Source organism: Pseudomonas sp. 10B238, from assembly GCF_000970615.1.
GTDB lineage: Bacteria > Pseudomonadota > Gammaproteobacteria > Pseudomonadales > Pseudomonadaceae > Stutzerimonas.
Window position 1 is genome coordinate 1 of sequence record NZ_KQ033953.1, and the last position, 9,129, is coordinate 9,129.

The following is a 9,129-nucleotide window of genomic DNA, read 5'->3' on the forward strand; positions in this document are numbered from 1 at the left end:
CCACTCGTCAATACGCTCGTATCGTCAAAGGCTGGGTGCAAGCCATTGGCCTTGATCCGGCCATGTATGGCACTCACACAATGAGACGTACAAAGGCATCACTGATCTATCGCAGGACAAAGAACTTGCGGGCCGTTCAACTTCTGCTTGGCCATACGAAGCTGGAGAGCACCGTTCGATATCTTGGGATTGAGGTCGACGACGCCTTGGAAATGGCAGAGCAGACCGAGGTTTGACCATGTATAGCGACGGTCGAAGTCAGGCCGTCGCTAACCGGCCAAAAGCGACCAGTCGTAACGGGCAATCATCGGCCAACTATTTAGTGCTTCACAATCACCCAGAGCAAGAATAGAGTAAAGATTACTACCTAATAGGTATTCTACTCTACATGAATAGTTGGCTATCTCTGATCATCGCCTTGCCGACCGCTAACGCCACAGAGCGGATGCGTGCCTGGCGTGCCCTCAAGAGCAGTGGCGCAGCGGTACTGCGCGATGGTGTCTATTTGCTGCCTGATACTCCCGCCTGCCGGGAAGCGTTGGAAGCTGTTGAGCGCGACGTGCTGGGTAGCAATGGCACGGCCTTTCTGTTGCCCATCAATGATCCGCAAGGCGAGCGCTTTATCGAGTTGTTCGACCGTAGCGAGGACTACGCCAAGCTGCGCGTCGAGATCGAGGCGTGCCAGGCTCAACTGACTTCGGATAACGCCCTCACTAGCACCAAGCAGGTACGCAAGCTGCGCAAGGCATTTGCGCAGCTTGCGGCCATCGACTTCTTCCCTGCGGCAGCGCGGAAACAGACCGACACGGCCCTCAAAACACTTGAAACGGCCATCAGTCGGGCACTTTCGCGGGATGAGCCGAGCAGTCAGGATCAGCCTATCGAACAGCTGGATCGCCGCGACTACCAGGGCCGCCTCTGGGCTACGCGCAAGCGGCCCTGGGTCGACCGCCTGGCCAGTGCCTGGCTGATTCGGCGCTGCATCGATCCGAGAGCCCGCATTCTCTGGTTGGACACACCGAATGATTGCCCTGCTGACGCGCTGGGCTTCGATTTCGACGGTGCGACCTTTAGCCATGTCGGCAGTCGCGTCACCTTCGAAACCCTGCAAGCCAGCTTTGCACTGGTCGAGCCAGGCCTAAGCCGCATCGCGGCTCTGGTGCATTACCTGGATGTCGGTGGCGTTCAACCCGCTGAGGCTGTTGGCATCGAGCGTGTATTGGCCGGGCTGCGCGAAACCATCCTCAATGACGACCAGTTGCTAACGGCTGCTTGCGCCATCTTCGATGGGTTGCTGGCGGCATTTGTGAAAGAAGAGACCCCTGATGAATGAAACCACACTGCCGCCTGTAGAGCAGGATCTGCCACGTGCCGAGCCTGTCAGTTTGTTCCAGGCTTTTCTGTTCTGGCTCAAGCTCGGTTTCATCAGTTTCGGCGGCCCAGCCGGACAGATCTCGATCATGCACCAGGAGCTGGTGGAGCGTCGGCGCTGGATCTCTGAGCGGCGTTTTCTGCATGCGCTGAACTACTGCATGCTGCTGCCCGGCCCGGAGGCCCAGCAACTGGCCACCTATATCGGCTGGCTGATGCACCGCACCTGGGGTGGTGTGATTGCCGGGGTGCTGTTTGTGCTGCCCTCGCTGTTTATCCTGATCGCGCTGTCGTGGGTCTATATCGCTTTCGGTGATGTGCCGGTGGTGGCCGGACTGTTCTATGGGATCAAGCCCGCCGTGACCGCCATCGTGGTGCAGGCCGCTCATCGCATCGGCTCCCGTGCCCTGAAGAACAACTGGCTGTGGGCGATAGCTGCCGCCTCGTTTGTGGCGATATTCGCCCTCAACCTGCCGTTCCCGCTGATCGTGCTGGTGGCCGCAGTGATCGGTTATTTCGGTGGGCGTTTCGTCCCAGAGAAGTTCAGCATCGGCGGTGGTCATGGCGCGGCCAAGCAGTCTTACGGCCCAGCGCTGATTGATGATGAAACCCCGACACCGGAACATGCGCGCTTCCGCTGGCCACGACTGCTCTTGCTGGCAGCGATAGGTGCAACGCTGTGGGCGTTGCCCATGGGGCTGTTGACCGCTCTATTCGGCTGGGAAGGCACGCTGACGCAGATGGGCTGGTTCTTCACCAAGGCCGCACTGCTGACCTTCGGCGGTGCCTATGCGGTACTACCCTATGTCTACCAGGGTGCAGTCGGCCACTACGGCTGGCTGACCCCGACACAGATGATCGACGGTCTGGCTCTGGGTGAAACTACGCCAGGGCCACTGATCATGGTGGTGGCCTTCGTCGGTTTTGTCGGTGGCTACGTGCAGCAGGTATTCGGTGTCGATCAGGCCTTCTTGGCCGGTGTCGTGGCCGCCAGCCTGGTCACCTGGTTCACCTTCCTGCCGTCCTTCCTGTTCATTCTTGCGGGCGGCCCGCTGGTGGAATCGACCCACAACGAACTGAAGTTCACCGCGCCGCTGACGGCCATCACCGCCGCCGTGGTCGGGGTAATCCTCAATCTGGCGCTGTTCTTTGGTTATCACGTGCTCTGGCCGCAAGGCTTCGAGGGGGCTTTCGACTGGCCTTCGGCGCTAATTGCCCTGGCGGCAGCGGTAGCCTTGTTTCACTTTAAACGCGGTGTCATCCAAGTGCTGATGGCCTGTGCTTTGGCCGGACTGGTGGTACACCTGCTGCAAAACTGAGAGGTAGAAGATGAGCAGAATCTCGATATGCGAACTGGCGGAATGGCAGGCAGCAGATCGGGCGTTCACTTTGCTGGATGTGCGCCGTACGAGCGTGCGGCTTGCCGATGCCGAAGAAATTCCCGACGCACACTGGCGTGATCCCGAGGCTGTCTTCACCTGGAAAGATCAGGTTTCACGGGACAGGCCAGTGATTGTCTATTGCGCCAAGGGGCGTGAAATCAGCCAGGGCATCGCCGCCACATTGGAGGCCATGGGCCTGGATGCTCGCTTCTTGATCGATGGCTTTGCTGGCTGGTACGGCGCTGGCCGGCCCACCCGTAGCATATCGAGGTAGTGGATCTCCGCCGATATGACGCGATAGTCGCTGGCACTAGCCGAGCGAGCGGATCATGTGTAGTACGGCCAGATGCCCGGGGTAGAACCAATAACCCCAGCGCTTGACCGGCCAGACCCTGAACTGGCGCAGTCGGCGCAGCAGCCACAACCCAAGCAAGGGTGCGACAAACGCAGTGATCACGATCAGCAAGGTATAGGGCTGCAATTCCCACTCGGCGAGCCAGCGGTTGCGACTATTGGCCAGTACGCACAGTGCGGCAGGCAATAGCCACACAAGCCCTGGGCGCTGAATGGCCAGCAGCAACGCTGCCGGCAGCAGTGCGCCGAAAACGCCGTACATCAGGCGCTCTTGCATCAGCACCGCGACAGTCACGCCGGCCAGAGCCAGGATCAAACCGTCGCGACCACGGTGATGTGCTCCCCAGGTGATAAGCAGGCCCAACAGCAGCGAAGGCATAACGTTGAGCGTGCTGCTGTCGTTAGAAAGCAGGCGATAGGGCAACTCCGAGATCACTGCAAACGCAGTCATCCAGCACATGTAGCGAACGTTGTTATCGGAATACAGCTCACCTGTTTGCGAGCGCGCGACATTGGCGGCGATCCCCAGGCAGAACATTGGAAAGGCTAAGCGCCCAACGATGAACAACCATCCGTTGTCAGGCCAGATGTAGCGCAGGTGATCCAGCAGCATGGTCAGCATCGCCAGCCACTTGATCAGATCCAGGTTGGTGTCGCGCTTCTGCAGGCTCACCCAAACCACCCAAGCGTCATGGCAGCTAGTGCCAGATAGCGAGTGGTCTTAGCCAGCATCACGATCAACAGAAAGCTCCAGAAGGGTTCTCGCATGACACCCGCGACGACTGTGAGTGGATCACCAATGATCGGCACCCAACTGAGCAGCAGTGACCAGCGACCGAAGCGGTGATAAGCCTGCTGAGCCTTTTCCAGTTTGCCCTCGCTGACGGGAAACCAGCGCTTGTGTCTGTAGCGCTCGATAGAGCGACCCAGCAGCCAGTTCAGTACCGAGCCCAGTACATTACCCGTGGTGGCGACCGCCAGCAGCGCCCAGACCGCATAGCGGTCAGTCAGCAGCAACCCGACCAGCACCGCCTCCGACTGCATGGGTAGCAACGTGGCAGCACCGAAGGCAGCGAGGAACAGGCCGAAATAACCGGATAACTCCCACATCGGCTAGGCGTTCAGGCCGATCCAGCCGTGGAAGCCGACGTAAACCCCCACACCAATGATCAGTAGGCTGGACAGGTAAGGAGCGCGACGGGCCACAGCACCCAGCCAGGGCCAACGATTGGATGCCTGGCGTGCGCCGATAGCAGCGGCTGCACCAACGGTAACCAGAGTTATAGCCAGACCGATGCTGAAACACAGCACCAGGACGGCACCCAGGGTGACTTCTTTCACTTGCAGGCAGAGCAGCAGCACGGTGATCGCTGCCGGGCAGGGAATCAGTCCGCCAGTCAGACCGAACAGGATGATCTGGCCGGTGGTGACATTGCGATTGCTGAAGCGTTTACGGATGTCGTTGGCATGCGCTCGCTCATGGGCATCCTGGTAGCCCTCCAGCGACAGCTCTAGCCCCTCCAGCTCGGAATGATCATGCTCATGACGGTGGCTTTGCTCGCGGAACTCCAGGTCATAGTCGTGGGAGTGATCAGCATGGCCGAGGCTCAGGCGCGCAGTGAACTCATGGGGCTCGGGAATATCGTCCAGTGACTCTAGGTAGTCACACCGGTCGACGAAGCGAAACTGCTGGGCCAGGCCATCGGGGCGAGTCGTCAGCAAGCTTACTTCAGCAGCCGGCCAGGCATGACCACTCAAGGTCTTCAGCCGCCAGCGCGGAGGGGCGCCTTCTTCGAAGATCGACAGCTCGATACGCCCGTGCCCTGTGTCGATACGCTGCGTTTCATCGTGGTGGTGATGGTCGTGTTGATGCTCATCACCTTCCTCGAAGCGCCACATCTGCTCGCCACGCCAGGTGCGCCAGAGCATCCACAGGGCGATGGTGATAATGATTACGGCGGACGCTAGCTGGAAATAAGGCTCGGTAGTTTCGGCATCCAAATTCTGCCCCAGGTACATGCCGCCCATGGCCACCAGCCAGACTACGGCGGTGTGCGAAAGCGTTGCGGCAAGGCCTAGCAGAATGGCCTGCTTCACCGTGCCACGAATGGCCACGATAAACGCCGCCATCATGGTCTTCGAGTGCCCAGGCTCCAAGCCGTGCAAAGCACCCAGCAGAATGGCGCTGGGGAAGTACAGCCAGGCCTGCGAGCCCCCCTGTTGCAGCAATTCGGCGAAACTCGACATGGGAGGGGCCTAGAGGTACTTGGTGATTTGCTTGAAGTCTTCGAGTGAAGCGCGCTCGCCTACCGCAAGTGCTTCGACTGTATGTTCCAGACAGTGGTCGATATGGTCTTGGATAAGCACACGCTTGGCCTGGCAGACGGCTTTTTCCACGGCATGTAGCTGCTGAGCAATGTCGACGCAGGCCCGGCTGTCTTCAATCATGGTGACGATGCTGCGCAGGTGGCCCTCCGCACGCTTCAACCTTTTGATGATGTCGCCATGACTTTGGTGCTGGTGGCCGTGTTCGTGATCGCTCATGCCTTGAGTCTCGTGCGTCGATGAATTACGCTCCCATGCTATCCCCCTGGGGGGGATATGGTCAAACCGGCTACCTCTCCATAAAAGCCACTCGCTTAGGCATCGAAAGAACCACAACATGCTCAGCAATCCCATTAGCACCAAGGTGATTTTTGCCCTTGCTCTCGCCATATTGCTGGCTTGGGCCGGGCATACCTCTGCGCTGTTTATGGGATCGAGCCAGCCTTCCTTGAGTGGAAATGACAGTGCTCATTCGCATGCGCATGGTGATGAGACGCAGGCCTGTGCTGCGTACGGGGATCACTGCCACTCGCCGCTGACAGCCGACCACTTGCATGAAACACCGCATCTGACCGCGCTGCTGAGAATAAGCACGCTGCCAGAACGTGCGCAGCCGATACTCGCCCCTCGCTACTCCATTCCTCCAAGCCCGATCTTCCTGATCGAGCGGCCACCGCGCGCCACATTCGTGCTCTGACACAGGCCGCTGTGCGGCCCAAGCCCCCTTTAATTTAGGACTCAACCATGCATTCGCTATCTATGGGCGCAATGGACTCATCTGTCGTGCGTCCGAATCGCTCGTTACTACTGTTGCTGCTTTTCACGGCATTGCTGTTTCTAGGCATGCCTGAGGCGCTGGCCCACGCCGTTGCCGAGGGCGACAAGGGCTTTATTCAGGAAAGCTCCGGGGTGATGGTGCTGCCGTTTATCTACATGGGCGCTAAGCACATGATCACCGGCTACGACCACCTGCTGTTCCTCTTCGGAGTGATCTTCTTCCTCTACCGCCTGAAGGATGTTGGGCTCTACGTCACCCTGTTCGCCGTGGGCCACACAGTTACGCTGTTGTTCGGTGTGCTGGCAGAAATCAGCATCAGCTCCTATGTGATCGACGCCATCATCGGTTTCTCGGTGGTGTACAAGGCGCTGGATAACCTGGGCGCATTCCAGCGCTGGTTCGGCCATCAGCCGAACACCAAAGCGGCCACGCTGATTTTCGGCCTGCTGCATGGCTTTGGTCTGGCGACCAAGATTCAGGAATACGAGATCTCGGCAGATGGCCTGATCACCAACCTGATCGCCTTCAACGTCGGCGTCGAAATCGGCCAGCTCCTGGCCCTGAGCGCCATCCTGATTGTCATGGGCTACTGGCGACGCACCGCCAGCTTCTGGCGCCATGCATATACCGCAAACGTCGCCATGATGAGCGCCGGTTTCCTCTTGATGGGTTACCAGCTCACCGGCCTGATCGTCTCTCAGTAAGGAATTCTCAGCATGTTCAATACCAAGCTTCCGACCCAAAGCGAATTGCCTACCAGCCGCCAACTGTTGCGCTCCACTGTGATCGCCGTGGGCGTTGCCGCAGCCTTACTGGTCACTGTAGTGATGCCTTCGGAGTACGCCATCGACCCAACGGGCGTTGGCCGCTTACTCGGCCTGACCCAGATGGGCGAAATGAAGAAAACCCTGGCCGAAGAAGCGGCTGCGGATGCAGCGGTTCAACCCGCTGCGGCCCCCGTTGTGCAAGCCCCCGTGCCTGTTCGGCCGGTAGTTCAAGAGCAAGTCGCGGCAGTGCCTGTGGCTGAACCAGCCGCAGAGCCACAGCCAGCCCTGAAGTCTGACGAGATAACCGTCACCCTGAAGCCAGGTGAGGCCAGTGAAATCAAGCTGGAGATGCTGAACAAGGCCACGGTCAGCTACGAGTGGGCAACCAATGGCGTACCGGTCAACCACGACACTCATGGCGAGCCTTACAACGGCCCCAAGGGCTACTACCACAGCTACAGCAAAGCCAAGCAGATCAAGGGTGACAAAGGCGAGTTCACCGCCATTTTCGACGGCACACACGGTTGGTTCTGGCGCAACCGCAGCAACCAGGACGTGACCATCACGCTGAAGACCAAGGGCGAGTACCTGAGCGTCAAACGCGTTATCTGAGGCACATAGCCCCTGCGTCAGCCGGCACAGGGGCTTCTACTTTCATGATCGAAACAGAAAGGATTACATGATGAAAAGCACAACTACCCTGAGTCGCTCCCTGCTGTTGGTTTGTCTGCTTGGTCTGCTGTCGGCCTGTGGCGGCGGCGAGCCGGAAACCCAGTCCGAAGTCGAAAGCCACGGTCACGCTCACGACTAAGATCTGAAACGCTGTGTTGTCACGAGCGAGGAGCCTACTTGTTCGTGACAATCAGCAAATGCCTCTTCTTCTCGGCTACCGCTACATCATGCACTTTAGGTGTGACTGCTTTTGGCCGATTCTGTTGAAAAAGTAGGTTTAGCGGCAGCAAGGCGGTCGGATGTACCTGCTGTCGAAGTGGCTGCAAGCCACTTCAAGTTACCTTTCGGCGTTTCACTGAGCGTCCTTGCTCAGGTTTGAGGGTTAATTCGAGGGTTTCTGCTCGCCACAGGCGTACCTATCCCGTGAGCGGTGGCCCTTGAGGCAAAAGCTTGGCCATGCGGCGCAGGTTCTGCACCATCGCAGCCATGGTGAATTCGTCAGTGGCGCCTGTCAGGCCACGCAGTCGTAAACGGTCGAGTTTCATGATCCGTTTAAGATGGGCGAAAAGCATCTCCACCTTCTTCCGTTCGCAACGTGAGACGAGGTATTCCGGTGTCTTGGCGATGCGTCGAGCCACATCGCGGGCAGCCTCATGGATGCTGCGAACGATCTTCCGATTCGGTGTGTTGGGGCAGCATTTCGCTTTCAACGGACAGGTGACGCAGTCGGTTTGGCTGGAGCGGTAGATGATGGTGTTGGCCTTGGTTACCCGCGATCTTTTCTGGGTGAAGGCGCGCCATTCACTGCGTAGCGGTTTGCCGGTTGGGCAGCGATATTCATTGGCTTCCTGATTCCAGTGGAAGTCGTTACTGGAGAGACTGTCGTCCTTGCGCTCAGTCTTGTCCCACACCGGCACATGCGGCTCGATGTCCTTCTCTTCGACCATCCAGGCCAGCATCGGGGCAGTGCCATAGGCGGTGTCGCCGATGAGGCGTTCCGGTGTGAGGTCGAACTGCGCTTCGACACGCTCGACCATCGTCCTGGTCGAGTCGACTTCGGTGGTACGGTGCGCCGGGGTCGCTTCCACATCCATGATCACACCGTGCTCAGTGTCGATCAGGTAATTTGTGGAGTAGGCAAAGAAGGCCGGGCCGCCTGGTGCTGCTGTCCAACGGGACTGAGGATCGGTGAGCGAAATCTTCTTGGGAAGAGCCTCAGCCAACGCATCTTCATCAAGTGCTTCGAGGTACTCGCGCACGGCGCGGCTGCTGAGCTTTGGATCGCTCCAATCGACTTCATCTCCCACCACCCCACGTTGCCGGCTGGCATCCGCCTTGATGATGCTGGCGTCGACGGCGAAACCTTCGCCCTTGACTAGGCCGGCTGCCATGCAGCGCCGCAGCACTTCATTGAACAACCAGCGGAACAGATCGCTGTCACGGAAACGGCCATGGCGATTCTTCGAGAAGGTCGAGTGAT

The 9,129-nt window shown here is 58.8% G+C and carries 13 protein-coding genes; 8 read left to right on the forward strand and 5 right to left on the reverse strand.

What is annotated here, in order from left to right; genetic code table 11:
- The 4 genes from RT21_RS22400 to RT21_RS22415 form a co-directional block, all read left to right on the forward strand.
- A partial coding sequence (locus tag RT21_RS22400) for a tyrosine-type recombinase/integrase (protein ID WP_046164417.1) occupies window positions 1–236 on the forward strand: 236 nt, incomplete at its 5' end.
- A 152-nt stretch (window positions 237–388) separates the two neighbouring features.
- Window positions 389–1,333, forward strand: coding sequence for a chromate resistance protein ChrB domain-containing protein (locus tag RT21_RS22405; RefSeq protein WP_042924881.1), 945 nt, complete (start codon window positions 389–391; stop codon window positions 1,331–1,333).
- Window positions 1,326–2,690, forward strand: coding sequence for a chromate efflux transporter (chrA, locus tag RT21_RS22410; protein WP_042924883.1), 1,365 nt, complete (start codon window positions 1,326–1,328; stop codon window positions 2,688–2,690). The genes RT21_RS22405 and chrA overlap by 8 nt, the downstream gene beginning before the upstream one ends.
- 10 nt (window positions 2,691–2,700) lie before the next feature.
- Window positions 2,701–3,027, forward strand: a complete 327-nt coding sequence (locus tag RT21_RS22415) for a rhodanese-like domain-containing protein (protein ID WP_042924886.1) — start codon at window positions 2,701–2,703, stop codon at window positions 3,025–3,027.
- Between the two features lie 36 nt (window positions 3,028–3,063).
- On the opposite strand, the gene RT21_RS22420 is transcribed toward RT21_RS22415, so the two are convergent.
- From RT21_RS22420 to mreA, 4 genes are read right to left on the reverse strand one after another with little or no spacing between them, the layout of a single operon-like run.
- Window positions 3,064–3,789 carry a TraX family protein gene (locus tag RT21_RS22420; RefSeq protein WP_081262884.1) on the reverse strand — a complete coding sequence of 242 codons (726 nt, stop codon included), beginning with the start codon at window positions 3,787–3,789 and terminating at the stop codon, window positions 3,064–3,066.
- Window positions 3,777–4,217, reverse strand: coding sequence for a YqaA family protein (locus RT21_RS22425; protein ID WP_042924888.1), 441 nt, complete (start codon window positions 4,215–4,217; stop codon window positions 3,777–3,779). Before RT21_RS22425 ends, RT21_RS22420 begins: the two co-directional genes overlap by 13 nt.
- A gap of 3 nt (window positions 4,218–4,220) precedes the next feature.
- Window positions 4,221–5,354, reverse strand: coding sequence for a nickel/cobalt efflux protein RcnA (locus RT21_RS22430; protein ID WP_042924890.1), 1,134 nt, complete (start codon window positions 5,352–5,354; stop codon window positions 4,221–4,223).
- Between the two features lie 9 nt (window positions 5,355–5,363).
- Entirely contained in the window at window positions 5,364–5,651 is a 288-nt protein-coding gene (gene mreA / locus RT21_RS22435) for a metal-sensing transcriptional repressor MreA (RefSeq protein WP_042924893.1), read from the reverse strand.
- Window positions 5,652–5,769: 118 nt separating this feature from the next.
- Between mreA and RT21_RS22440 the strand changes: the two genes are divergently transcribed.
- The 4 genes from RT21_RS22440 (at window position 5,770) to RT21_RS24255 (ending at window position 7,788) form a co-directional block, all read left to right on the forward strand.
- Window positions 5,770–6,129: a hypothetical protein gene (locus tag RT21_RS22440; RefSeq protein ID WP_042924896.1), complete on the forward strand. Its 360-nt coding sequence runs from the start codon at window positions 5,770–5,772 to the stop codon at window positions 6,127–6,129.
- 47 nt (window positions 6,130–6,176) lie between these two features.
- On the forward strand, window positions 6,177–6,914 hold the full coding sequence (locus tag RT21_RS22445; protein WP_042924899.1) for a HupE/UreJ family protein: 738 nt from the start codon (window positions 6,177–6,179) through the stop codon (window positions 6,912–6,914).
- Between the two features lie 12 nt (window positions 6,915–6,926).
- Window positions 6,927–7,589: a hypothetical protein gene (locus RT21_RS22450; RefSeq protein ID WP_042924902.1), complete on the forward strand. Its 663-nt coding sequence runs from the start codon at window positions 6,927–6,929 to the stop codon at window positions 7,587–7,589.
- Between the two features lie 70 nt (window positions 7,590–7,659).
- Window positions 7,660–7,788, forward strand: a complete 129-nt coding sequence (locus RT21_RS24255) for a hypothetical protein (protein WP_256044860.1) — start codon at window positions 7,660–7,662, stop codon at window positions 7,786–7,788.
- Between the two features lie 277 nt (window positions 7,789–8,065).
- On the opposite strand, the gene RT21_RS22455 is transcribed toward RT21_RS24255, so the two are convergent.
- The coding region (locus RT21_RS22455; RefSeq protein WP_046164418.1) for an IS5/IS1182 family transposase at window positions 8,066–9,129 on the reverse strand (1,064 nt) is incomplete at its 5' end.